Origin of the sequence: Mycobacterium sp. OTB74 (assembly GCF_029892685.1) — a bacterium.
Classification (GTDB): Bacteria; Actinomycetota; Actinomycetes; order Mycobacteriales; family Mycobacteriaceae; genus Mycobacterium.
This window is the reverse complement of record NZ_JARXVD010000010.1, coordinates 97601-122501: the sequence shown is the minus strand read 5'-3', so window position 1 is coordinate 122501 and position 24901 is coordinate 97601. Positions and strand designations below refer to the sequence as shown.

Genomic DNA, 24901 nt, shown 5'->3' with positions numbered 1-24901 from the left:
CGTCCGGAGTCATTGTCGCCCTGTTGTTCATGGTTCTCCCGGGAGCAATCGTGGCCCGGGCAGCACAGCTAACGTGGCCTGTAGCGATTGCGGTCGGTCCCGCAGTTACCTACGGTGTCGTAGCTTTGGCGATCGTCCCGATGGGCGCCGTCGGGGTGCCCTGGAACGCATGGACAGCACTGGCGTCGTTCGTTGTCGTGGTGATCCTGGTTGCCGGACTCCGGCGGATACTGCACCGTGCCGCTGACGACGAGGCTGAGTCCCGTGCCATCGGTCGCATGCCTGCGCTGGTGGTCGCCGCGGGCATAGTGGTCGGCGCCGCCGCCATCCTGGCATCAGCAATGCTCGGCATACGTTACTGGCAATCAATTCCGAGCACTTGGGACTCGGTTTGGCACGCCAACACCATTCGCTGGATTCTCGAGACCGGACAAGCGTCTCCGCTGCATATGGGCGAACTCCGCAATGTCGAGACCCACGCCCTTCTGTACTACCCGTCGACATTCCACGCACTGGCCGCCGTCTTCAGTCAGGTCACCGGAGCGGCCGCGACCACGTCGTACACGTTGAACTCACTGGCCGCCTCAGTGTGGCTGTTCCCGGTGAGCGCGGCAGTCCTGACCTGGAACCTGGTCCGCCCTCGCGCTTCCCAGCGCTGGACCGCTGGTGCCGCCGCGACAGCAGGCGCTTTGTCGGCATCCTTCACCGCGTTGCCCTACGTCGAGTTCGACGTGGCAGCAATCCCCAACCTGGTGGCCTACGGCCTTGCCGTGCCCACGACCGTGCTGGTCATGTCCTGCCTACGGCACCGCGACCGGCTGCCCCTTGCTGTGCTCGCACTGCTCGGAGTGTTCTCCACCCACATCACCGGCGGTGTGGTGGTGGTCACCTTCGTTGGCGCCTGGTGGCTGTGCGACGTGCTGTGGCACCCGGTGCACAGTCGGCTCAGCGACTTCCTGACGCTGCTCGCCGCAGGTGTGCCGGCACTGCTGCTACTGCTACCGCAGTTCATCGGGGTGCTGGCGCAAGCAGACATCATCGCGGGGCACGCCTTCGTGACGCACCAGAGCAGACTGCGGGTGTTGTTCAACGCGATCGTCCAGCACACGCGGCACCTCAACGACTATCCGATCCAAAACATCCTGATCGCGCTCGGTGCCGCCGGCGGGCTGATCCTGTTGGTCAGGCGAGTGTGGTGGCCGCTGGCGGTGTGGGTCCTGATGATGGTCGCGATCGTGCATTCGGGCGCACCGTTCGGCGGGCCGGTCGGCGCGGTCATCGGCAGATACGCCGACCTGTTCTACAGCGATCCGCGTCGGCTCTCGGCAGTGGTGACCATGCTGATCACGCCGTTCGCCGGGATCGCGTTGTTCGCGGCGGTGGCGTGGGTGGTGGCCTGGTTGCGGCGCCGCCAACCGCGCACCGAACGGTTCTGGGCGACCGCCACCGCGGCCCTGCTCCTGGTGTCCACGGTGGGCCTGGCCTGGCACTACCTCCCGCGGCATCGGTACCTGATCGGCGAGAAGTACGACCGGGTCATGGTCAACGACAAAAACCTGGAGGCCTTCGCCTACTTGGCCACGCTGCCCGGCGCCAAGGACACGCTGATCGGTAACGCCAACACCGACGGCACCTCCTGGATGTATGCCGTCGCCGGGTTACGCCCGCTGTGGACCCACTACGACTTCCCACAGCAGCAAGGCCCGGGCTATAACCGCTTCATCTTCTGGGCCTATGCCAACAAAGCCGACACCGAACCACGCGTCGCAGCGGCTGTGCACGCGCTCAACATCAAGTACGTCATCACCAGCTCGACCATCGTGCGCGGGTTCGTCATGCCCGACGGACTAGTGTCGCTGGATAAGTCAAAGTCGTGGGCCAAGATCTACGACAACGGTCGGTCCCGCATCTACGAATGGCGCGGCGACACCGCCTCCCCGGCGAACAAAAGATAGGAACAGTGCAGCAATGACGCTGAAACCAGAAGATGACGACGACGACATCGAAGTCATCGGAGGTGACCTCGCTCTGGGTGACGCCCTCAACGAGGACGAGGAAGGTAAGCCGCTGACCGATCTGGTCGAGCAGCCGGCCAAGGTGATGCGGATCGGCACCATGATCAAGCAGCTGCTGGAAGAGGTGCGCGCAGCGCCGCTCGATGAGGCCAGCCGAAACCGTCTGCGCGATATCCACCGATCCAGCATTCGCGAACTCGAGGACGGCCTGGCACCGGAGCTCAGCGAGGAGCTGGAACGGCTGTCGCTGCCATTCTCCGAGGACAAGGTGCCGTCGTCCGCTGAGCTTCGGATCGCCCAGGCGCAGCTGGTCGGCTGGCTCGAAGGCCTGTTCCACGGCATCCAGACCGCGCTGTTCGCCCAGCAGATGGCGGCGCGGGCCCAACTCGAACAGATGCGTCAGGGCGCGCTGCCGCCAGGCGCCATTCCCGATGGCCACCGCGGTCCGATGCAGCCCGGCACCGGCCAGTACCTGTAGATCGTGTCCGAACCGCACATCTCCACGCAGAACGCATGGGTGGAGTTCCCGATCTTCGATGCGAAGTCACGGTCCCTGAAGAAGGCTTTCCTGGGCAAGGCCGGCGGTGGCATCAGCCGTAACGACTCGAATGTCGTTGTGATCGAAGCACTTCGAGACATCACCATGTCTCTGAAGATGGGTGACCGGGTCGGCTTGGTCGGCCACAACGGCGCGGGCAAGTCCACCCTGCTGCGGCTGCTTTCCGGCATCTACGAACCCACGCGCGGCTCGGCCACCGTGCGGGGCCGAGTTGCCCCGGTGTTCGACCTCGGCGTCGGTATGGACCCGGAGATCTCCGGGTTCGAGAACATCATCATCCGCGGGCTGTTCCTGGGGCAGACCCGCAAGCAGATGCTGGCCAAGGTCGACGAGATCGCCGAGTTCACAGAGCTCGGCGAGTACCTCTCCATGCCGCTGCGCACCTACTCGACCGGTATGCGGGTGCGGCTGGCGATGGGTGTGGTCACCAGCATCGACCCGGAGATTCTGCTGCTCGACGAGGGGCTGGGTGCGGTCGACGCCGACTTCCTGAAGAAGGCCCGCACGCGACTGGAGAAACTGGTCGAACGGTCCGGAATCCTGGTATTCGCCAGTCATTCCAACGAATTCCTGGCCCGGCTGTGCAAGACCGCAATATGGGTAGACCACGGAACCATCCGGTTGACTGGCGGCATCGAGGACGTCGTGCGCGCATACGAGGGCGAGGACGCCGCACGCCACGTCCGCGAGGTGCTCGAGGAGAACGAGCGCGAGCGGCAGACGTGACCGAGTTTGTGTGTGCGGTGATCGTCACCCATCGGCGACCCGCGGAGCTGGCGAAATCCCTTGCGGTGGTGTGTTCCCAAACCCGGGCACTTGACCACGTCATCGTCGTGGACAACGACAACGACCCCGCGGTGCGGGAGTTGGTGAAGTCGCAGCCGGTCGCGAGCACCTACCTGGGCTCGGTCCGAAACCTGGGTGGCGCAGGCGGTTTCGCATTGGGAATGCTGCACGCGCTGGCCCTAGGCGCCGATTGGGTGTGGCTGGCCGATGACGACGGCCGGCCCGCGGATTCCTCAGTGCTGTCCACATTGCTGGAGTGCGCCGAACGGCACGGGTTGGCCGCGGTCTCACCAATGGTGTGCGACCTGAATGATCCTGCACGACTGGCCTTTCCATTGCGTCGCGGGCTCGTGTGGCGCCGTCAGGTCGCAGAGCTTCAGGTAGACCGCGAAGTCGGCGACGACCTGCTGCCCGGCATTGCCTCACTGTTCAACGGTGCCCTGTTCCGGGCTACCACACTGGAAGCCGTTGGTGTGCCGGATATTCGGCTCTTCGTCCGCGGCGACGAGGTGGAAATCCACCGCCGACTGGTGCGCTCCGGCCTACCGTTCGGCACCTGCCTGACGACCACCTATCTGCATCCACAGGGCTCCGACGAGTTCAAGCCGATTCTGGGCGGCCGCATGCACACCCAATACCCGGACGACGCCACCAAGCGTTACTTCACCTACCGCAACCGCGGCTATCTGCAATCCCAGCCTGGCCTACGCCGCCTGATCCCGCAGGAGTGGGTGCGATTCGGCTGGTACTTCCTGATTACCCGGCGCGACCCGGCTGGGTTGCGAGAGTGGTTGCGCCTGCGGCGTTTAGGACGTGACGAGAAGTTCAGCAGGCCCGATTCAGGAGGCCCCAGTTCTGGAGGACCGGGATGACGTTCACCGACGCGGCGTCGCAATCGAAGACGCTGAAGCGCGCCTGGCGCGACCTGGTAGCCGGATTCAGCAAGCGTGAACTGTGGCTGCACCTCGGCTGGCAGGACATCAAGCAGCGCTACCGGCGCAGCGTGCTCGGACCCATCTGGATCACCATCGCCACCGGCACCATGGCGGTCGCCCTTGGTGGCCTGTACTCCCAGTTGTTCCACCTATCGCTGGCTGAGCACCTGCCCTACGTGACGCTGGGCCTGATCATCTGGAACCTGATCAATGCCTCGATCCTCGAGGGCGCCGACGTGTTCGTCGCCAACGAGGGCCTGATCAAACAGCTCCCGACACCGCTGTCGGTACACGTCTACCGCTTGGTCTGGCGTCAGGTGCTGCTGTTCGCGCACAACATCGTCATCTTCGTGATCATCGCGATCATCTTCCCTAAGCCGTGGTCCTGGGCGGACCTGTCGGTGATCCCGGCGTTAGCCCTGATCGTGGCCAATTGTGTATGGGTAGCACTGTGTTTCGGCATCCTGGCCACCCGATACCGGGATATCAGCCCTCTGCTCGCCAGCCTGGTGCAGCTGCTGTTCTACGTCACCCCGATCATCTGGAACGACCAGACACTGCGCGGTCAGGGTGCGGGGATGTGGTCGAAAATCATTCAGCTGAACCCGCTTCTGCATTACGTGGATATCGTCCGCGCGCCGCTGCTGGGCGAGCATCAGGACCTGCGGCACTGGTATGTGGTCATCGTCCTCACCGTCCTCGGCTGGATCGTCGCGGCGTTCGCCATGCGGCAGTACCGCGCCCGGGTGCCGTATTGGGTTTAGTCGCCCTAAGCTCGTCCGGGTGGATCGCCACCGGACCCAGGGTGCTATCACGCAGGAACGGCTCGATATTGCGGATCTCATCGATCATCTCGATGAGGCACAGCTGACGATGCCCAGCCTCTGCGGAGGCTGGGATGTGAAGACGGTCGCCGCGCACCTGGTAAGCGACGGCTGCGAGGAATCCGCTTCTCTGCGGCCGACATCGACCACACCTGGGGAAACGGGCAGGAAGTCCGCGGGACGGCCGTCGATCTGATGATGGCTGCAGCTGGACGCACTGCAGTGCTGGACCGTCTCGACGGGCCCGGTCTTGCACTGCCTCGCCATCGGATATCCGCGTAGAGGTGGAGCGGTTTAGCTGGTCGCCTGCGCGGACCCGCACCGTCACCTGTCCGACACCCCGGGTTCGGCTGCACCGAGTTCAATTGCGGGGACCCGCATTCCGCGTTCCCAGGAGTAATCATGACCGCTACTGACACGCCTACCACTACCGACGACACCGCGAACGGACAGGTCATCGAGGCCGAGCTCATTCCCGTCGCCGACGAGACCATCGAGGCCGAGAGCACCGGACTTGCCATCCGCGAGGTCCTGGGCGACGTGCTCGAGCGTCAGCTCGATGCCGGCCACGGCCTCAGCCGCCAACTGGTCAGCGCCACCGCTGCCGCTGCCGAGGCAATTGTCGAGTCACCGGCCAAGGTCATCGCCGCAGTGCGTGACGGTGCAACTCTGCCCGTCGCGTTCAGCGAGACCAGCGCGGCCGTCCAGGACGTGATCGTCGAATCCGGCCGCGACATCCGGAGCGCCGTCGGCGAGTACGTCGGCCGTAATGCCGTGCTGCCCAACGCGGTCATCGCCGGTGCGTCTCAGGTGGCCGGCTCGCTGGTGCGGGCCCAGGGATCCTTGACCGCGACCGCGGTGGACGGCGCGTTCGCCGTGGCCGGCACGGCTGTCCAGGGCGAGGACGTGCGCGAGGCGGCAACCCGCCGGTGGAGCGAGATGCGCACCACCGCGTCGACCGCCCGCGAGGCCATTGGCGAGCAGGTCACGGTGGCCCGCCAGAACATTCGGGACGCCGTCGCCTGACGTTGCCGGAGGCTCGGGATTGGCCGCGGTGGCCCGTCCCGAGCCCTTCGCAAGTTATCCACAGGCCTGGACTTTTTCTTGCGCGCGTGCCCGGGTAGAAGCCAGGGCTAGCGAACGGAACAGGCTGCCGCCCTTTTGATCTGGCGGAATTACGCGGCCGATCGTGAGTAGTGGAAGAGCGAGCAGGCCGGGCTGTACCACATCGTGAACACCGCTCAGGCGGCAAAGCCTACCGGGATGAGATAGACGACCGTCTGGCCGGGAGGCAGGGCGAGCGTCCGGGCCGCCCGCGACTCGTCGAGGGCTGCAACGGGCACGGACACAAGACCGCTCGCGACCGCCTGGAGCAGTATGTTCTGGGCGGCATGCCCGACCTCGATGTTGGTGTACGCATCGGCCCTGTCGCCGTACCTCTGGGAGAGGCGACCGGGCTCGGCGGCCACCACGATAACGACCGGGGCAGCGCCGACAGATGCCTGGTCGAGGGCAGCGGCTTGCAGCTGTGGGCGCAGATCGGTCGTGGCCCGGGTCTCGGCGCGGTGGCCGTCAGGCAGGTAGTGCATCATCTCCGCGGCGGTCACCGCGTAGAGCTCAAGCGGGTACAAAGCGCCGGCCGACGGAGCCGCCCGCTTGCGGTCCGGGCTGGTGACGCCCTGCCCGGCCCACAGCAACTGGCCGATGGTGCCGACAGGCAGCGGACCTGGCCCAAACCTCCGCACGGACCTGCGCCGCTCGATGGCTGCCTCCAGGGAGACCGTGCCGGCGACACTGGGCTTAGGCAGCGCGATCTGATTGGTGTAGCGCGCCTGGCTCTCCTGCGCGGGGCTCTGCTGCACCGAGCTGGGCGCTTGCCTGGTACAACCCTCGGCTATCGCGACTGCAGCGACACCGACCAGCAGTTCACGGCGTTTCATCGGGTGCCTCCATACGAGCGGAGCAGCCTGGTCGGCTGCCGATCGGGGCTCATCCTTGAGAAGGAGTCAACGCTCCCAGAATCACAGACGCAAGGTGAAGAAAGGCTCAACTGAAATCGCCATCAGATGACCAAGATTCGTATTTCACCATCTGTCCCTGCAGCTGGCCGATGTGGTTCTGCCGGTCGGCGATGCACAAATCAAGATCGAATTCTGGTGTCAGACAATGGCGGCCGGTACGAACGGTCGACTCGCAGCGCGCAGTGTTCTTCAGCCAGTCAATAGCACCACTCGCTGAAGACTTTCTACAGTGGGCCAGGTCACGATGCGGACATGAAAACCGAGGTTTTCAGAGCGGCACTCGCGAAATATGAGCGCCGGCGTGAGCTATTCAACGTCCCCCGGATTCAGGGTGGTTTGCGGGCGCGCCTGACAACGCGTCGGGAGTTGCTCAATATGCTGAGTGCTCTTGATGCACGGTTCCCACCGGGTTCGCGCAATCCCTAAACGGCTGAGTGCACACGCGGACGCCGAAGTGCCATCATTGACGATACTGCCCCCGTGTCGGCAGCAGAAGAACGCTGCTGGGAACCCACACCAGGAGGTATTCCAGCGATGGCCGATGTTATCGACGACGCTGCCGAAGTGGCTGCGGGCATCTTCGACGAAATGCCAGAGCGACTGCATCACAGCGCTGCGGTCGCCGCCAGGGCACAGGTGCTATCCGTGACGGTGCCACCGTCGGCAGTGGACATCCTGGTTGCCGCCGCGTGGCTGCACGACATCGGCTACGGTTCCCGGCTCAGGCTTACTGGCTTTCATCCCCTCGACGGGGCTTTGTACCTGCGCGGTGACGGCTGGCCGGAGGAAGTGTGCACCCTGGTCGCACACCATTCCGGTAGCCGCTTTACCGCACGCGTTCTCGGGCTTGACGATCAACTTCGGCAGTTCGCATTCGTTGAAGACCCGCAGTCGGATGCAATTACGGTCGCGGATAACACCGCTGGACCGAACGGGACGATCATGACGGTGGATGAGCGCTTACGCGAGAAGCTGACCCGACACGGACCCGACTCAACGAATACCCGCGCCAACCCCGAGCGCGACGACTACATCCGTGCCGCCGACCGACGCGTGGCACACCGCCTCTCCACCTTTGGCTTGCATCCCGCCACCGTTCTGAGCGAGCAGATCGGGTAGCCGCACACTTACACCGAAACGTGAAACCCCCTGAAATATCGGGACTTTCAGGGTTTTCACCCATGTTCAGCGCCGGCGCGGAACCGCCCGCCTGGTAGCGACATTCAACCTGTTCCAGGAGTTGATGGCCGTCGCCATCCCGACGACGTGGGCCAGTTCGCGGTCGGTGAAGACTGCGGCGGCTTGTGCGTACACGTCGTCGGGAACCGGGCCGCACATCAAGTCAGTGATCGCCTCGGTGATGGCCAGCGCAGCACGCTCGCGCTCGGTGAACAGGTCGCCTGCCGCCCTACACCGAGCCCTGGCGCCGATCACTCGCTGAGAGAAACCAATTCAGCGGCCAGATTGGCCCGCGCCGCGTCCTCCCACAGCCGGCGACCCGGCTCCGTCCGGTACAGCGTCGGCGCAGCCAACATCGACTCGATCATCCGGGCGCGCCAGGCACCGAAATCAGCATCGGTGACGTGCTGGTACTCGGCACGCACGCGGGCAGTGTTGTGTTGATACTGCGCTGGCGGCACCGCCAAAACCGCCAGGTCGGCGTCGGAGAGCACTTGCCCGTTGTGGTCATCGGCCGCTGGATTGTGAGTGATGGTGACGCGCACCAACCGCCCGACTTCGGCGACGAATGCCGGATCGACACCGAGGGCTGCCAGATCGGCTTCGGCCAGCAGTGCGCTGTTCTCCTCATCATCGGATTGACCGGCATACACCGCGTCGTGGTACCAGGCCGCCAACCGCACCGCGTCGGGATCGTCGGCAAGCGCGGCCAGCGTTTCGACGCCGTCCAGCACGCCATGCAGATGACTCAGGTCGTGGTAACGGCGATGCGGCTCGGACCAACGTGCCAACAGCGCGGCCCCGGTGGCCCCGGTGTCCGGCGATGCTGAATGTCGCGCCAACAGCGTCTGCCACACCTGGAGCAAATCGGTCACCTACACATGGTGCACGTAAGCTGCCCGCGTGGCCGAGCCAGTAGAGATCCCTGCCCATTCCGGTGCCGAGAATGCCGTCGAAGCGTCTCTGGGCCTGGTCACCCAGGCGTGGCGCTTCGTAGTTGCGGGCGGACTCTCCGCGGTCGTCGACTACAGCCTGTACGCACTGCTCAGTGCCATTTTCGTGGCGAACGGCATGCCAGACGACCGGGCCACGCTCATCGCCAAGACGCTCAGTTTCATCGCCGGCACCACCACGGCCTACCTGATCAACCGGCGTTGGACCTTCCAGGCGCCACCCAGCCGGGCGCGATTCATCGCAGTTGTGGTGTTGTACGCAGTTACCTTCGGCCTGCAGGTCGGCATCAATCAGCTCTTCTATCTGCAATTCGCCGGCGAGTCCTGGCGACGACCGGTGGCGTTCGTCATCGCCCAGGGCACCGCTACTGTGATTAATTTCGTGGTACAGCGAGCAGTGATTTTCCGGCTGAAGTGACGTCGGCCGGTACCCTTTGACCGTTATGTCTACCCAGCCTGACGCCACGCTGCCCCTGACGCGACGCGCCCTCACCGGGTTCGGTCGGACGGCCCCTTCCGTGGCAAACGTGCTCTCCACACCCGACGTAGAAGTGATCGCCCAAGCGGTTAAGCAAGTCGCGGACGCGAACTCATCCAGCCCGTCACACCTGCGCCGCGGCATCCTTGGCCGCGGTCTGGGCCGGTCGTACGGCGACCAGGCCTGCAACGGCGGCGGCATCGTCGTCGACATGAGCCGGTTGAACACCATCCACTCGATCAGCTCCGAGACGGCCATCGCCGACGTCGACGCCGGGGTCAGCCTGGACCAGCTGATGAAGACCGCGCTGCCGTTCGGGCTGTGGGTTCCGGTGCTGCCTGGCACTCGCCAGGTCACCGTCGGTGGCGCCATCGCCTCGGACATCCACGGCAAGAACCACCACAGTGCGGGCAGCTTCGGCAACCATGTGCTGTCCCTGGATCTGTTGATGGCCGACGGCGAAGTGCACACCCTGACCCCGGACGGCCCGGATAGCGAGCTGTTCTGGGCCACGGTCGCCGGAAACGGGTTGACGGGCATCGTGATTCGGGCTCGTATCGCGATGACCCGTACAGAGACCGCTTACTTCATCGCGGACGGCATCGCGACGCACGACCTGGACCAGACCGTCGCCGTCCACCAGGACGGCAGCGAGGACAACTACACCTACTCCAGCGCCTGGTTCGACCTGATCAGTCCGCCACCCAAGCTGGGGCGTGCTGCCGTGAGCCGGGGCAGCCTGGCCAAGGTCGATCAACTGCCTGCCAAGCTGGCCAAGGATCCGCTGAAATTCACTGCGCCCCAACTGCCGGCCATTCCCAACGTCTTCCCGGTAAGCTTCATGAACAAGGTCTCGCTGTCCATGATCGGCGAGGCGTTCTACCGGATGAGCGGCAACTACCAGGGCAAGATCGTCAACCTGACGCAGTTCTACCACATGCTCGATATCACGAGCGGTTGGCAATATGCCTATGGCCCAGCAGGTTTCGCGCAGCATCAGTTCCTGGTTCCACCCGATGCGCTGGAAGAGTTCAAGGGCATCATTCGGTGGATGCACACCCAACATCAGTACTCGGCGCTGAACGTCTTCAAGCTCTTCGGGCCGGGTAACAACGCACCGCTCAGCTTCCCCATGCGGGGCTGGAACGTAGCCCTGGACTTCCCGAACCGTCCGGGCGTCAACGAGTTCCTCAACGAACTGGACAAGCGGGCAATGGAATTCGGCGGCCGGGTCTACACCGCCAAGGATTCCCGGGTCAGCGCCGAGAGCTTCCACCGGATGTACCCGCGCATCGATGAATGGATTGCTACCCGCCGCAAGGCCGACCCGAACGGCGTGTTCGCCTCCGACATGGCCCGCCGCCTCAAGCTGCTCTGAATCCGGAAAAGGAAAACACATTGATTGACGCAACCGGCAACCCGCAGACCATTCTGCTGTTCGGCGGCACCTCGGAGATCGGCCTGGCCATCGTCGAGCGCTACCTCAAGAACGCGCACGCCCGGGTGATCCTGGCCGACCTGCCCAACGCCCCCAAGCGCGATGCTGCCATTGCGCAGATGGAGGCCGCCGGCGCCAAGGAGGTCGAGTACCTCGACTTCGACGCCTTGGACACCAAGTCCCATCCAGCACTCATCGAATCCGCTTGGACAGCAGGCGATGTCGACGTGGCGATTGTGGCGTTCGGTGTGCTGGGTGACGCCGAGGAGCTGTGGCAGAACCAGTCCAAAGCCGTGATGACCGCGCAGATCAACTACACCGCAGCGGTGTCGGTGGGTGTGCTGATCGGCGAGAAGATGAAGGCTCAGGGTTTCGGGCAGATCATCGCCATGTCATCGGTGGCCGGCGAACGGGTGCGTCGTTCCAACTTCGTCTACGGCTCCACCAAAGCCGGGCTCGACGGCTTCTACCTGGGCCTCGGAGAAGCGTTGCGCGAGTTCGGAGTTCACGTCCTGGTGATCCGTCCCGGCCAGGTTCGCACCACCACCACGCTAGAGCACTGGAAGGCCACCGGAGCCAAAGAGGCCCCGTTCACGGTCGACAAGGAAGACGTCGCCAACCAAGCGGTCGCCGCGGCGGCCAAGGGTAAGGAGCTGATTTGGGCACCGAACCCGGTGCGCTACCTGATGGCAGTCATCCGGCACATCCCCCGGGCGATCTTCCGCAAACTCCCGCTCTGATGCGGGTGGCAGTGCGGCCGGCCGGCCAGATGCTGGTCGCCATCGCGGTGGCTGTGGTGGTCGCGGTGGTCGCGCTGCCCGCAATTCAGCGAGTGCAGTGGCCGGCGTTCAATTCGTCGAACCAACTACATGCACTGACCACCGCGGGCCAATGTGCCTGTCTGGCCGGGCTATTGGCCACCGGCTGGATGTGGCGTCGAGGCTGGCGACGAGTCGCGAAACTGGCCGCCACTGCCCTGCTGTCTGCGTTCTCGGTGGTGACCCTCGGCATGCCGTTGGGCGCAACCAAGCTGTACCTGTTCGGTGTCTCGGTGGATCAGCAGTTCCGCACCGAGTACCTGACCCGGCTCACCGACAGCGCAGTGCCGCACGACATGACGTATCTCGGGCTGCCGGCGTACTACCCGCCAGGGTGGTTCTGGATCGGCGGCCGGCTGGCCGCACTGTCCGGCACCCCGGCGTGGGAGATGTTCAAACCGTGGGCGATCATCTCGATCACCGCAGCAATCGCAGTCGCATTCGTGTTGTGGGCGAACATGATTCGCTTCGAGTACGCCGTGGCGGTCAGCACCGCCACGGCTGCGGTGGTACTGGCGTACTCCTCTACCGAGCCCTACTCGGCAGTCATCGTGGCACTGCTGCCACCGGTGTTCGTACTGGCGTGGGCTGGCCTGAAAGCAACCGGGCACAACGGCCGCGCAGCGGTACTGGGCACCGGGATATTCCTCGGCATCGCCGCGCTGTTCTACACCCTGCTGCTGGGCTATGCGGCCTTTACTCTGACTTTGATGGCGCTGCTGCTGACCGCCGCCCGCCGACAGCTGCAACCGCTGCTCCGGCTTGCGGTGATCGCCGCCATCTCGGGGGCCATCGCAGCGCTCCATTGGGGCCCTTACTTCTTGGCGACCCTGCACCACCCAGCCGACAAGGGCACCGCGCAGCACTATCTGCCGATGGCCGGCTCGCAGCTGACCTTCCCGATGCTCGACTTCACCCTGCTGGGCGCGCTGTGCCTGGCCGGCTCGCTGTGGCTGGTGGTACGAGCCCGTAGTTCGACCCGAGCTGGCGCCTTGGCCATCGCGGTGGTGTCGGTGTACGCGTGGTCTCTGCTGTCCATGTTGGCCACCCTGGCCCGCACCACGCTGCTGTCCTTCCGCTTGCAGCCGACGCTGACCCTGCTGCTGGCCGTCGCCGGGGTGTTCGGGTTCATGGAAGCGGCGACAGCCATCGCCAACCGCTACCAGCCGCCGACTCGCAACCGGGTCATCGCAGTGGCTGCCACCATCGGCACCATCGGCGCCGTGGCGTTCAGCCAGGACATCCCTGGCGTGCTGCGCCCCGACATCGCGGTGGCCTACACCGACACCGACGGTTACGGCCAGCGCGCCGACCGTCGGCCACCGGGCTCCGAGCACTTCTACCGGGAGATCGACGAACACATCACCGCAGCCACGGGCCGCCCGCGAAACCAGACCGTGGTGATGACCGCCGACTACAGCTTCCTGTCCTATTACCCCTATTACGGGTTCCAGGGACTGACCTCCCACTACGCCAACCCGCTGGCCCAGTTCAAGGAACGGTCCGCAGCGATCGAGAGTTGGGGCACACTCACCAGCGCCGACGCGTTCGCCGAGGCTCTGGACAATTTGCCGTGGCCGGCGCCGACGGTGTTCCTGATGCGACACGGCGGCACGGGCACCTACACCCTGCGCCTGGCCGAGGACGTCTACCCCAACCAGCCGAATGTACGTCGCTACCAGGTGGTGTTGGACGCCGAGCTGTTCGACGCCAAGCACTGGCAAGTGACCGATGTCGGACCGTTTGTGCTGGCAATCCGTAAGGGCCACTAACATCTAGGCCCGTGGTCGGAGAGCCTGTTCAGGAGCGCAATCACCGAACGGCGCGGTGGATCGCGATCGTTGCCGGACTACTCGGGGCATTTCTTGCCATAGTTACGCCAATGCTGCCGGTCACCCAGACCACCGCGAAGCTGAACTGGCCCCAGAACGGGACGCTCAGCAGTGTCGACGCGCCGCTGATCGGCTACGTCGCCACTGACCTGAACATCACCATCCCGTGCCAGGCCGCCGCCGGATTGATGGACCCAGCCGCCCCCGGCCGAACGATGCTGCTGTCCACCGTGCCCAAGCAGGCACCCAAGGCCGTCGATCGCGGCCTGCTCATCGAGCGAGTGGGTGGCGATCTGCTGGTCATCGTCCGCAACACCCCGGTAGTCAGCGCGCCGCTGAGCGAGGTGCTGAGCCCGGCCTGCAAGGAGCTGAAGTTCACCGCGCACGCCGACAAGGTGACCGGCGAGTTCGTCGGGCTGGTGCAGGGCCCCACCGACAGAAACCCCGGCAAGCCCCTGCAGGGCGAACGCAGCGGCTATGACTTCCGGCCGCAGATCGTCGGCGTGTTCACCGACCTGTCCGGGCCGGCCCCGCCAGGGCTGAGCTTCTCGGCCACCATCGACTCGAGATACAGCACCTCGCCGACCCTGCTGAAGATGCTCGCGATGATCTTCGGCGGCGTGCTGACTGTGATCGCGCTGGGCGCACTGCACGTGCTGGACAGCGCGGACGGCATGCGGCACAAGCGACTGCTGCCGCCACGCTGGTGGTCGCTGACCCCGTTGGACGGTGTGGTGACCGCGGCGCTGGTGTGGTGGCATTTCGTCGGGGCCAACACCTCTGACGACGGCTACATCCTGACCATGGCCCGCGTATCCGAGCACGCCGGCTACATGGCCAACTACTACCGCTGGTTCGGCACGCCGGAGTCGCCGTTCGGCTGGTATTACGACCTGCTGGCGCTGTGGGCGCACGTGTCCACCTCGAGCATCTGGATGCGGCTACCGACGCTGCTGATGGCCCTGGCCTGTTGGTGGGTGATCAGCCGCGAGGTACTCCCCCGCCTGGGCACCGCCGTCAAGAACAACCGGGTCGCCGCCTGGACCGCCGCCGGCATGTTCCTGGCGTTCTGGCTGCCGCTGAACAACGGCATCAGGCCGGAGCCGATCATCGCGCTGGGCATGCTGCTGACCTGGTGCTCGGTGGAACGCGGCGTGGCCACCAGCCGACTTCTGCCGGTGGCCATCGCCATCATCATCGGCGCCTTGACGCTGTTCTCCGGCCCGACTGGTATAGCCGCGGTGGGTGCGCTACTGGTCGCCGTCGGCCCGCTGAAAACCATTGTGGCGCGGCATACTTCGCGCTTCGGCCATCTGGCGCTGCTGGCCCCGATCCTGGCTGCCTGTACGGTCACCATCATCCTGATCTTCCGCGATCAGACCCTGGCGGCCGAGATCGAGGCCAGCACCTTCAAGACCAGCGTCGGCCCCGCTTTGAGCTGGTTCGACGAGCACATCCGCTACGAGCGGCTGTTCACCTCCAGCCCCGACGGTTCGATAGCGCGCCGGTTCGCGGTGCTCACGCTGCTGCTGGCGCTGGTGGTATCGCTGGCAATGTCGTTGCGCAAGGGACGAATTCCCGGCACCGCCGCCGGCCCGGCCCGGCGCATCGTCGGCATCACCATCATCTCGTTCCTGGCCATGATGTTCACCCCCACCAAGTGGACGCACCACTTCGGCGTGTTCGCCGGCTTGGCAGGCTCGCTGGGAGCCTTGGCGGCCGTCGCCGTCGGCACTGCTGCCATGCGATCCCGCCGCAACCGGGCCATGTTCACCGCGGCGGTCTTGTTCGTCGTGGCATTGTCGTTCGCCACCGTCAACGGCTGGTGGTACGTCTCCAACTTCGGCGTGCCGTGGTCGAACCAGTTCCCGCAGTGGCACTTCGGTTTCACCACCATCCTTTTGGGCCTGTCGGTGCTGGTGCTGCTGTGGGCTGCCTGGCTGCACTTCTACGATCACGCCCCCGACAAATCACCGAAGCGCTGGATTCCCCAGGCGCCCTTGGCAATTGCCTCGTGGGTTGTGGTCCTGTTCGAGGTGCTGTCACTGACACTCGGCATGACCGAGCAGTGGCCCGCGTGGTCGGTGGGCCGCTCGAACCTGTTGGCGCTCACCGGAAAAACCTGCGGGCTGGCCGACGATGTGATGGTCGAGCAGGACCCCAATGCCGGCCTGCTGGCCCCGATCAACTCCCCGATCGGTGATGCCCTGGGCTCCGGCGGTTCAGAAGGTTTCACGCCCAACGGGATTCCCGCCGACGTCTCAGCCGATCCGGTCATGGAGCCCCCCGGTGGCAGCAACTTCGCCGACAACGACGGCAACACGTCCACCGGTGCCGAGCCCGGCACCGAAGGCGGCACCACTTTTGTGGCCGGGGTGAACGGTTCGAAGGCTCGACTGCCCTACAACCTGGACCCGGCCCGCACCCCGGTGCTGGGCAGTTGGCGGGCCGGCATCCAGATCCCGGCGCGGACGCGCTCGGGCTGGTACCGCCTACCGCCGCGCAACGAGGCCGGCCCGCTCCTGGTGATCGCCGCGGCAGGCAGGTTCAACCAGGGTGAGGTCCGGGTCGAATGGGCCACCGACGCCCAAGCCGCGGCAGGCAAGATCGGCGGGGCCGTTGGCTTCGCCGATGTCGGCGCCCCGCCTGCCTGGCGTAACCTGCGCGCTCCGATGTCCGCGATGCCGTCCGAGGCCACCCAGGTCCGCGTGGTCGCCACCGATGACGACCTGGCACCCCAGCACTGGATCGCGGTGACCCCACCGCGTATCCCGAAGTTGCGATCCCTGCAGGACGTCGTGGGCTCCAAGGATCCGGTGCTGTTGGACTGGCTGGTGGGCCTGGCGTTCCCGTGCCAGCGCCCGTTCGGCCACAACAACGGCGTCACCGAGGTGCCCAAGTGGCGCGTCCTGCCGGACCGGTTCGGCGCCGAAGCCAACTCACCGGTGATGGACTACCTCGGCGGCGGCCCGCTCGGCATCACCGAGCTGCTCCTCAAGGCCACCCCGGTGCCGACGTACCTGAAGGTCGACTGGTTCCGGGACTGGGGGTCGCTGCAGCAGTTCACCAGGTACTACCCAGACGCCGAGCCCGCCCGGATCGACCTGGGCAAGGCCACCCGCAGTGGGTTCTGGAGTCCTGCACCGTTGCGTCATTCCTGAGCGCCTCGGCGGCGTACACATGCACGTCGCCTACTCTTTAGCCTCGTGCCTGCCAGGACTGCCCGACTCGTCGCGATCATCGCGGGCCTCGCCGGTCTGCTGCTCTGCGCGCTGACCCCGCTGTTGCCCGTCAAGCAGACCACCGCGACCGTGCTCTGGCCTCAGGCCGCCGGTCCGGGTGGTCTGGTATCCGACGTCACCGCCCCACTCGTATCGGGTGCCCCACTGGCACTGGACGTATCCGTCCCGTGCTCAGCGATCGCCACCCTGCCGGCCGCCGGCGGCCTGGTGTTCTCCACCATCCCGCCAGACGGCATCGACGCCAGCCGCAACGGGCTGTTCGTCCGGGCCAACGCCACCGACGTCGTCGTCGCCTTCCGGGACACCGTGGCCGCGGTGGCCAAGCGGGCTGACATCGCAGCCGGAAAGTGCAGCAACCTGCACCTGTGGGCCACCAACAGCGGCGTCGGCGCCGACTTCATGGGTCTGCCCGGTGCCTCCGGCGTCGGCACGGTCGAGAAGAAGCCCCAGGTAGCCGGCATATTCACCGATCTGAAGGTGCCCGCGCAGCCCGGCCTGTCTGCGCGCATCGACATCGACACCCGATTCATCGTCGCCCCGACCGTGATCAAGTCGGCCGCGATGGCCCTCGGCGTGCTGCTGACGCTGGTCTCTCTGGTGGCCCTGGCAGTCCTGGACCGACTCGATGGCCGACGGGTCACCGATGGCTGGCGACGCTTCTGGAAGGTTGGCCTGTGGCACTGGCTGGCCGACGGCGCCGTGGTCGGCGGCCTGCTGCTCTGGCATCTGATCGGCGCGATCTCCTCCGACGACGGCTACAACCTGACCATTGCCCGGGTGTCGAGCCAGGCCGGCTACGTCGCCAACTTCTACCGGTACTTCGGCACCACCGAGGCACCGTTCGACTGGTACCAGTCGGTGCTTTCGCGGATGGCCGCAATCAGCACCGACGGGGTCTGGATGCGACTGCCCGCACTACTGGCCGGCGTTGCCACCTGGGTGCTGCTGTCACGTTGGGTGCTTCCGCGGCTCGGGCCTGGTGCCCGCGGTATGTCCCACAACTCCATCGCGGTGTGGACCGCGGCTGCGGTGTTTCTCGCCGCCTGGTACCCGTTCAACAACGGTCTGCGGCCCGAACCGCTGATCGCCTTCGGTGTCATCGCCACCTGGGTGCTGGTCGAGTACGCCATCGCGACCCGGCGACTGGTGCCGGCCGCGCTGGCGCTGGTGGTGGCAGGCCTGGCCGCCACCACTGCCCCACAGGGTCTGATCGCCGTCGCGCCGCTGCTGATCGGCGCCCGCGCCCTGGTCCGAGTGGTGCACAGCCGCCGCGCCGGAACCGGCCTGCTGGCAGCCATCGCTACCCTGGCCGCCTCGGCCTCGCTGCTGCTGGTCGTGGTGTTCCGGAACCAGACGCTGGCCACGGTCGCCGAGTCGGCGCGGATCAAGTACAAGGTCGGGCCGACCATCTCCTGGTACCAGGAATTTTTGCGCTACTACTTCCTGACCGTCGAAGATTCTGTAGACAGTTCGCTAACTCGACGCTTCTCTGTGCTGATCCTGCTGCTGTGCCTGTTCGGAATGATCGCCGTGCTACTGCGCAAGGGCCGGGTGCCCGGGCTGGCCAGCGGACCGGTGTGGCGGTTGATCGGCGCCTGCGCGCTGGGTCTGCTGTTGCTGCATTTCACCCCGACCAAGTGGGCGGTGCAGTTCGGCTCCTTCGCCGGGCTGTCCGGCGCCCTCGGCGCGGTGACTGCTTTCGTGTTCGCGACAGTAGGCCTGCACAGCCGACGCAACCTGGCGCTGTACGTCACCGCTCTGCTGTTCATGCTGGCGTGGGCCACATCCGGGATCAACGGCTGGTTCTACGTCGGCAACTACGGCGTGCCGTGGTTCGACCGCCAGCCGGTGCTGGCGCACCATCCGGTCACCTCGATGTTCCTGGTGCTGGCGATCATCACGGCAGTACTGGCCGGCTGGCTGCACTTCCGCATCGACTACGCAGGCCACACCGAGGTCGCCAACACCCGGCGTAACCGCGTGCTGGCGTCCACCCCGCTACTGGTGGTCGCAACCATCATGGTGGTGCTGGAAGTCGGTTCGATGACCAAGGGCTTCGTACAGCGCTACCCGCAGTACACCACCGCCAAGGCCAACCTGTCGGCGCTGACTTCGGGGCTGTCCCGCACCAGCTGCGCCATGGCCGACGACGTGCTCGTCGAGGCCGACACCAATGTCGGCATGCTGCAACCGGTCGCCGGCCAGCAGTGGGGTAAATACGGCCCGCTCGGCGGTGAGAACCCCGTCGGCTTCACCCCCAACGGCATCAGCGATTCACTGGCACCGCCGCATCCGGTGGTCGCCAACCCGGGCACGGTCAACTCCGACGGCTCACCCAACAAGCCCAATGTCGGTATCGCATTCGCGGCCGGCACCGGCGGCGGCTACGGCCCGACCGGCGTCAACGGCTCAAACGTATTCCTGCCATTCGGTCTGGACCCGGCCCGCACCCCGGTGATGGGCAGCTATGGCGAGAACACAATGGCGGCAAAGGCCACCTCGGCCTGGTACCAGTTGCCTCCGCGCACTGCGGACCGACCGCTGGTCTCCCTCGCGGCGGTCGGCGCCATCTGGTTCCACGACGAGGAACATGAGTTCCACTACGGCCAGTCGCTCAAACTGCAATGGGGTGTCCACCGGCCCGACGGCAGCTTCCAGGCGCTCAACTCGGTTGAGCCGATCGATACCTTCGCCCAGTACGCCTGGCGCAACCTGCGGTTCCCGTTCACCTCGGCACCTCCCGAGGCCAATGTGGCACGCATCGTGGCGGACGATCCGAACCTGTCCGAGGACCAGTGGTTCGGGTTCACCCCGCCACGGGTGCCGACGCTGCAGACCGCGCAGCAGTTCCTCGGATCAGAGACCCCGATCCTGATGGACATCGCGACCGCGGCGAATTTCCCGTGCCAGCGACCCTTCGTCGAACACCTCGGCGTCGCCGAGCTACCGCAGTACCGCATCCTGCCCAACGTCAAGCAAGTGGTGGTTTCCTCGAATATGTGGCAGTCCGCGCAAAAGGGTGGGCCATTCCTGTTCATCCAGGCGTTGTTGAAGACCTCGACCATCCCGACATATCTGCGCAACGACTGGTTCCGGGACTGGGGGTCCATCGAGCGATACGACCCGGTGGTGCCACCTCAGCTGGCGCCGCCGGCCGTCATTGACCAGGGCACCGCGACCGTCAACGGCTGGAGCCGCCGCGGACCGATCCGGGCACTGCCATGAGCACGCGCACAGCTCGCTGGGTCGCCATGGTGGCCGGGCTGATCGGCTTCCTGCTGTCAGCGTTGACCCCACTACTGCCGGTGGTCCAGACCACCGCGACACTCAACTGGCCCCAGCAGGGTCAGCTGAACAACGTTACGGCGCCGCTCATCTCACAGACGCCGGTCTCGATGACCGCGACGGTGCCGTGTTCGGTGATCAACTCGCTGCCGCCTGCCGGTGGGCTGGTGCTGGGCACCGCGCCGCGGGACGGTAAGCAGGCTGCGCTCAACGCACTGTTCATAAACGTCACCAGCACCCGGGTCGACGTCACCGACCGCAACGTGGTGATCGCCAGCGTGCCTCGCGCGAAAGTCGTTGGTGCACCCGGCTGTTCGCGTATCGAACTCACCTCGGACAAGTCGGGAACCTTCGCAACGTTCGTGGGGCTGACGGGTACCGACGGCAAGGAACTGCATACGGGCTTCGCCGATCCCAATCTGCGACCGGCCATCGTCGGCGTCTTCACCGACCTGAAGGGTGAGGCACCACAAGGTCTTTCACTGTCTGCGACGATCGACACCCGGTTCATCAACCGGCCGACCACGCTGAAGTACATCGCCATATTCGGCGGAATCGCGTCCACCATCGTCGCGGTCCTGGCGCTGTGGCGCCTGGACCGCATGGACGGGCGCCGGATGCGGCGACTGATCCCGTCACGTTGGCGCACGCTCACCGCGGTCGACGGTGTGGTGGTCAGCGGGTTCGTGCTCTGGTATGTGCTGGGCGCCGGTTCCTCCGATGACGGCTACATCCTGCAGATGGCGCGCGTCGCCCCGCACGCGAACTACATGATCAACTACTTCCGGTGGTTCGGCAGCCCGGAGGATCCGTTCGGCTGGTACTACAACGTGCTGGCCCTGATGACGCACATCAGCGACGCCAGCATCTGGATCCGGCTGCCGGATCTGTTGTGCTCCTTGCTGTGTTGGCTCCTGCTGTCCCGTGAGGTGCTGCCCCGGCTGGGGCCGGCAGTGGCCCGCAGTCGGGCAGCCATGTGGGCCGCGGGTCTGGTCCTGATGGCCGCGTGGATGCCATTCGACAACGGCCTGCGCCCCGAAGGTCAGATCGCCACCGGTGCGCTGATCACCTACGTGCTGATCGAACGCGCCATCGGTTCCCGCCGGTTGACCCCCGCCGCCTTGGCCATCATCGCCGCGGCCTTCACCTTGGGTATCCAGCCGACCGGCCTGATCGCGGTAGCCGCGCTTCTCGCCGGTGGTCGTCCGGTGTTGCGCATCCTGGTACGCAAGCGTCGCGAGGTCGGCATCTGGCCACTGATCATGCCGCTGCTGGCGGCCGGCTTCGTGGTGCTGACAGTGGTGTTCGTCAATCAAACGGCGGCAACGGTGTTGGAGGCCACCAGGATTCGCACCGCCATCGGCCCGAGCCAGGCCTGGTACACCGAGAATCTGCGGTACTACTACCTGTTCCTGCCGACGGTTGACGGATCGATGTCCCGCCGGTTCGGCTTCCTGATCACCGCGCTCAGCTTGTTCACCTCGATGTTTATGATCCTGCGCCGCAAGCGGATTCCAGGTGTCGCCCGGGGCCCGGTGTGGCGGCTCATGGGCATCATCTTCGCGACCATGTTCTGCCTGATGTTCACCCCCACCAAGTGGGTGCACCACTTCGGGTTGTTCGCCGCGGTGGGTGCGGCCATGGCGGCCGTGGCAACCGTGCTGGTGTCCCGGTCGGTGCTGCGGTCGCCGCGGAACCGGATGGCCTTCGCGGCTGCGGTGCTGTTCGTCATGGCGCTGTGCTTCGCCACCACCAACGGCTGGTGGTACGTGTCGAGCTACGGCGTGCCGTTCAACAACGACATGCCGACCATCGCCGGGATCAAGGTCAGCACAATATTTTTCGTGCTGTTTGTGATCGCCGCGGTATGGGCGTTCTGGCTGCACTTCAACCAGACCCACCCGGAGAGCCGGGCGGTGCGGATGATCACCGCGGCACCGATTCCGGTGGCCGCCGGATTCATGGTGGCGGTGTTCATAGCGTCGATGGCCATCGGTGCGGTACGTGAATACCCGACGTACTCGAACTTGGCCGGCAATCTGCGGGCACTCGGGGGCGGCTGCGGGCTGGCCGACAACGTGCTGGTCGAGCCCGACCCCAACACCGGATTCCTGGCTCCGCTGCTCGGTGACTACGGTCCACTGGGCCCGCTCGGCGGTACCGGCTCAGTCGGGTTCACTCCCAACGGCGTTCCGGATCACATTGTTGCCGAAGCGATTCGACTGGAGTACCCGGTATCCGGAACCGACTCGGACTGGGATGCGGCGGTCAAGCTCAAGACACCGGGCATCAACGGTTCAACCGTGCCGCTGCCGTATGGCCTGGACCCAGCGCGGGTACCGATGGCAGGTACCTACACCGAAGGCCCGCACCAGCCGTCCAAGCTGACCTCGGCGTGGTACGCCCTACCCCGTGCCGATGCTGCGCATCCGCTGGTGGTCGTCACCGCGGCCGGCACCATCACCGGAAACAGCGTGCTGAACGGACACACCGAAGCGCAAAAGGTCGCACTGGAATACGGCCGCCCCGGCCCCGGCGGAGCACCTGTCGCCGCCGGGCGGCTGACCCCGTACGACCTGGGCCCGGCCCCGTCGTGGCGCAACCTGCGCTACGACCGTCGGCAGATTCCGGCCGACGCGACCTACGTCCGGGTGGTGGGCGAGAACCTCTCGCTGAACCTCGGTGACTGGATCGCCGTCACCCCACCGCGGGTGCCGGAGCTGCAGACCGTCCAGGAATACCTCGGCAAAACCCAACCGGTGCTGATGGACTGGGCTGTCGGCTTGGCCTTCCCGTGCCAGCAACCGATGCTGGTGCACAACGGGGTGACCCAGGTGCCGAAGTTCCGGATCACTCCGGACTACACCGCCAAGAAGCAGGACACCGATACCTGGCAGGACGGCATCAACGGCGGCCTGTTGGGTATCACCGACGTGCTACTGCGGGCGCACGTGATGGCGACCTACCTGTCCGACGACTGGGGCCGGGATTGGGGCTCACTGCGCCGGTTCACGACGATCGTGGACGCGGTGCCGGCGCAACTGGAATTGGGCACGACTACGCACAGTGGGCTGTACTCACCGGGCAAGATGCGCATTGAGCCGTAGCTAGGCTGGCTGCGTGCCCTCAATCCTGTGGTTTCGTCGGGATCTGCGGCTGCGCGATCTTCCCGCGTTGCTCGCAGCTGCCGACGACGACCGCGAGGTGCTGGGCTGCTTTGTGTTGGATCCGCGACTCGAAGCATCGTCGGGCACCCGCCGACTGCGGTTTCTCGCCGACTGCCTGAGACAGCTACGAGCCGATCTCGACGGTCGACTGTTGGTGACCAGAGGGCACCCGGCCGAGCGAATTCCGTTGATAGCCAAGGAGCTTGGTGCCAGCGCCGTTCACGTCTCGGAGGACTTCGCACCATTCGGACGGCGCCGTGACGACCAGGTGCAGGCGGCGCTGGGGCGCACACCCCTGGTGCGGACCGGCTCGCCCTACCTGGTCTCGCCCGGCCGGGTGGTGAAGGAAGACGACACCCCCTATCGGGTGTTCACACCGTTCTTCCGGCGCTGGAGCGACCACGGCTGGCGGGCCCCGGCCCGCTCAGATTGCGGGTCCGCGCGCTGGCTTGATCCGGCCGACCTGTCCAACTCCTGGGCCCGACCGGCGGACATCCCGGACGTGGACGCCGCATCCTGCTGCGGCGCCGGAGAGGCCGCGGCGCTGAGGCAGTGGAAGAGGTTCGTCGATGAAAGTCTCGAAAGCTACGCCGAACAGCGCGACTATCCCGGCGTCGACGGCACCAGCGGTATGGCGGTGCATCTCAAGTTCGGCACGATCCATCCGCGTACTATGGCCGCCGACCTCGACTTGAGCCAGCCTGGCCACGCTGCATACCTGCGCCAGTTGGCTTTTCGCGATTTCTACGCCGCGGTGCTGCATCAGTGGCCGCATAGTGCGTGGCACAACTGGAACCGCGACTTCGACGCCATCGAGACAGACACCGACACGACCGCCAAGCAACTGTTCGAAGCCTGGACGGAAGGCCGCACCGGCTTTCCGTTCGTCGACGCGGGCATGCGGCAGTTGCGTCAGACCGGCTTCATGCCGAACCGGCTCCGGATGATCACCGCGTCGTTTCTGGTCAAGGACCTCCACCTGCCATGGCAATGGGGCGCCCGCTGGTACATGGAGCAATTGGTCGACGGCGACGTCGCCAACAATCAGCACGGCTGGCAATGGTGCGCCGGTAGCGGCACAGACGCTGCGCCATACTTCCGCCTGTTCAATCCAACGGCACAGGGCCAGAAGTTCGACCCTGACGGTAGTTACATTCGCCGTTGGGTTCCTGAATTGGCCGACGTCGACGACGTCCACCTGGCAACCGGGCGCCCTCCTGCGAATTACCCGGCACCGATTGTCGATCACCGCGATGAACGTGCAGAAGCGCTGTTGCGCTATCAGGCCATTGCAGCAGGACACCGGCGGAAATGACCGTCGCGGCGGGAATGACGTGCATCCGCATCCTGGTAGCCTCGCGAACGGGAG

At 65.6% G+C, this 24901-nt stretch carries 17 protein-coding genes and 2 pseudogenes; 16 read left to right on the top strand and 3 right to left on the bottom strand.

The features are described from left to right. Positions 1–29 precede the first annotated feature (29 nt). The 7 genes and pseudogenes from M2432_RS15345 to M2432_RS15315 all read left to right on the top strand — a co-directional run bounded on the left by M2432_RS15345 (position 30) and on the right by M2432_RS15315 (position 6145). Positions 30–1955: a DUF6541 family protein gene (locus M2432_RS15345; RefSeq protein ID WP_280827756.1), complete on the top strand. Its 1926-nt coding sequence runs from the start codon at positions 30–32 to the stop codon at positions 1953–1955. 13 nt (positions 1956–1968) lie between these two features. Next, positions 1969–2493 carry a bacterial proteasome activator family protein gene (locus tag M2432_RS15340; protein ID WP_280827669.1) on the top strand — a complete coding sequence of 175 codons (525 nt, stop codon included), beginning with the start codon at positions 1969–1971 and terminating at the stop codon, positions 2491–2493. A gap of 3 nt (positions 2494–2496) precedes the next feature. After that, entirely contained in the window at positions 2497–3300 is an 804-nt protein-coding gene (locus M2432_RS15335) for an ABC transporter ATP-binding protein (protein WP_280827668.1), read from the top strand. Next, positions 3297–4232 carry a glycosyltransferase family 2 protein gene (locus M2432_RS15330; protein ID WP_280827667.1) on the top strand — a complete coding sequence of 312 codons (936 nt, stop codon included), beginning with the start codon at positions 3297–3299 and terminating at the stop codon, positions 4230–4232. The genes M2432_RS15335 and M2432_RS15330 overlap by 4 nt, the downstream gene beginning before the upstream one ends. Next, positions 4229–5059, top strand: coding sequence for an ABC transporter permease (locus tag M2432_RS15325; RefSeq protein WP_280827666.1), 831 nt, complete (start codon positions 4229–4231; stop codon positions 5057–5059). The genes M2432_RS15330 and M2432_RS15325 overlap by 4 nt, the downstream gene beginning before the upstream one ends. Positions 5060–5078: 19 nt before the next feature. After that, positions 5079–5401 (top strand): annotated as a pseudogene (locus M2432_RS15320) (maleylpyruvate isomerase N-terminal domain-containing protein). 120 nt (positions 5402–5521) lie between these two features. After that, entirely contained in the window at positions 5522–6145 is a 624-nt protein-coding gene (locus tag M2432_RS15315) for a hypothetical protein (RefSeq protein ID WP_280827665.1), read from the top strand. A 215-nt stretch (positions 6146–6360) separates the two neighbouring features. Here the strand turns inward: M2432_RS15315 and M2432_RS15310 are convergent, their stop codons facing one another. Next, complete coding sequence (locus tag M2432_RS15310) at positions 6361–7059, bottom strand: SagB/ThcOx family dehydrogenase (protein WP_280827664.1); 699 nt, start codon at positions 7057–7059, stop codon at positions 6361–6363. A gap of 615 nt (positions 7060–7674) precedes the next feature. Between M2432_RS15310 and M2432_RS15305 the strand changes: the two genes are divergently transcribed. Continuing rightward, entirely contained in the window at positions 7675–8259 is a 585-nt protein-coding gene (locus M2432_RS15305; RefSeq protein ID WP_280827663.1) for an HD domain-containing protein, read from the top strand. Positions 8260–8325: 66 nt separating this feature from the next. On the opposite strand, the pseudogene M2432_RS15300 reads toward M2432_RS15305, so the two are convergent. Further along, a pseudogene (locus M2432_RS15300) lies at positions 8326–8544 on the bottom strand (carboxymuconolactone decarboxylase family protein); the annotation flags it as partial. Positions 8545–8570: 26 nt separating this feature from the next. Then, positions 8571–9194 carry a metal-dependent phosphohydrolase gene (locus tag M2432_RS15295; RefSeq protein WP_280827662.1) on the bottom strand — a complete coding sequence of 208 codons (624 nt, stop codon included), beginning with the start codon at positions 9192–9194 and terminating at the stop codon, positions 8571–8573. Between the two features lie 28 nt (positions 9195–9222). Between M2432_RS15295 and M2432_RS15290 the strand changes: the two genes are divergently transcribed. The 8 genes from M2432_RS15290 to M2432_RS15255 are packed head-to-tail and all read left to right on the top strand — an operon-like array spanning position 9223 to position 24847. After that, positions 9223–9690, top strand: coding sequence for a GtrA family protein (locus M2432_RS15290; protein ID WP_280827661.1), 468 nt, complete (start codon positions 9223–9225; stop codon positions 9688–9690). Positions 9691–9715: 25 nt separating this feature from the next. After that, on the top strand, positions 9716–11128 hold the full coding sequence (locus M2432_RS15285) for an FAD-binding oxidoreductase (RefSeq protein ID WP_280827660.1): 1413 nt from the start codon (positions 9716–9718) through the stop codon (positions 11126–11128). A 20-nt stretch (positions 11129–11148) separates the two neighbouring features. Further along, entirely contained in the window at positions 11149–11928 is a 780-nt protein-coding gene (locus tag M2432_RS15280; RefSeq protein WP_280827659.1) for a decaprenylphospho-beta-D-erythro-pentofuranosid-2-ulose 2-reductase, read from the top strand. Then, entirely contained in the window at positions 11928–13778 is a 1851-nt protein-coding gene (locus tag M2432_RS15275) for a galactan 5-O-arabinofuranosyltransferase (protein WP_280827755.1), read from the top strand. The genes M2432_RS15280 and M2432_RS15275 overlap by 1 nt, the downstream gene beginning before the upstream one ends. Before the next feature lie 11 nt (positions 13779–13789). Further along, positions 13790–16999: an arabinosyltransferase domain-containing protein gene (locus M2432_RS15270; protein WP_280827658.1), complete on the top strand. Its 3210-nt coding sequence runs from the start codon at positions 13790–13792 to the stop codon at positions 16997–16999. 45 nt (positions 17000–17044) lie between these two features. Then, complete coding sequence (locus tag M2432_RS15265; protein ID WP_280827657.1) at positions 17045–20305, top strand: arabinosyltransferase domain-containing protein; 3261 nt, start codon at positions 17045–17047, stop codon at positions 20303–20305. After that, a complete protein-coding gene (locus M2432_RS15260; protein ID WP_280827656.1) occupies positions 20302–23472 on the top strand; it encodes an arabinosyltransferase domain-containing protein in 3171 nt (1056 codons plus the stop codon). Before M2432_RS15265 ends, M2432_RS15260 begins: the two co-directional genes overlap by 4 nt. Positions 23473–23485: 13 nt before the next feature. After that, positions 23486–24847, top strand: a complete 1362-nt coding sequence (locus M2432_RS15255; protein WP_280827655.1) for a deoxyribodipyrimidine photo-lyase — start codon at positions 23486–23488, stop codon at positions 24845–24847. The last annotated feature ends 54 nt before the right edge of the window (positions 24848–24901 follow it).

Coding starts and splice junctions, on each gene's coding strand:
- M2432_RS15345 (WP_280827756.1), top strand. CDS start 30: ATGGTTCTCCCGGGAGCAATCGTGGCCCGGGCAGCACAGCTAACGTGG.
- M2432_RS15340 (WP_280827669.1), top strand. CDS start 1,969: ATGACGCTGAAACCAGAAGATGACGACGACGACATCGAAGTCATCGGA.
- M2432_RS15325 (WP_280827666.1), top strand. CDS start 4,229: ATGACGTTCACCGACGCGGCGTCGCAATCGAAGACGCTGAAGCGCGCC.
- M2432_RS15315 (WP_280827665.1), top strand. CDS start 5,522: ATGACCGCTACTGACACGCCTACCACTACCGACGACACCGCGAACGGA.
- M2432_RS15310 (WP_280827664.1), bottom strand. CDS start 7,059: ATGAAACGCCGTGAACTGCTGGTCGGTGTCGCTGCAGTCGCGATAGCC.
- M2432_RS15305 (WP_280827663.1), top strand. CDS start 7,675: ATGGCCGATGTTATCGACGACGCTGCCGAAGTGGCTGCGGGCATCTTC.
- M2432_RS15285 (WP_280827660.1), top strand. CDS start 9,716: ATGTCTACCCAGCCTGACGCCACGCTGCCCCTGACGCGACGCGCCCTC.
- M2432_RS15275 (WP_280827755.1), top strand. CDS start 11,928: ATGCGGGTGGCAGTGCGGCCGGCCGGCCAGATGCTGGTCGCCATCGCG.
- M2432_RS15260 (WP_280827656.1), top strand. CDS start 20,302: ATGAGCACGCGCACAGCTCGCTGGGTCGCCATGGTGGCCGGGCTGATC.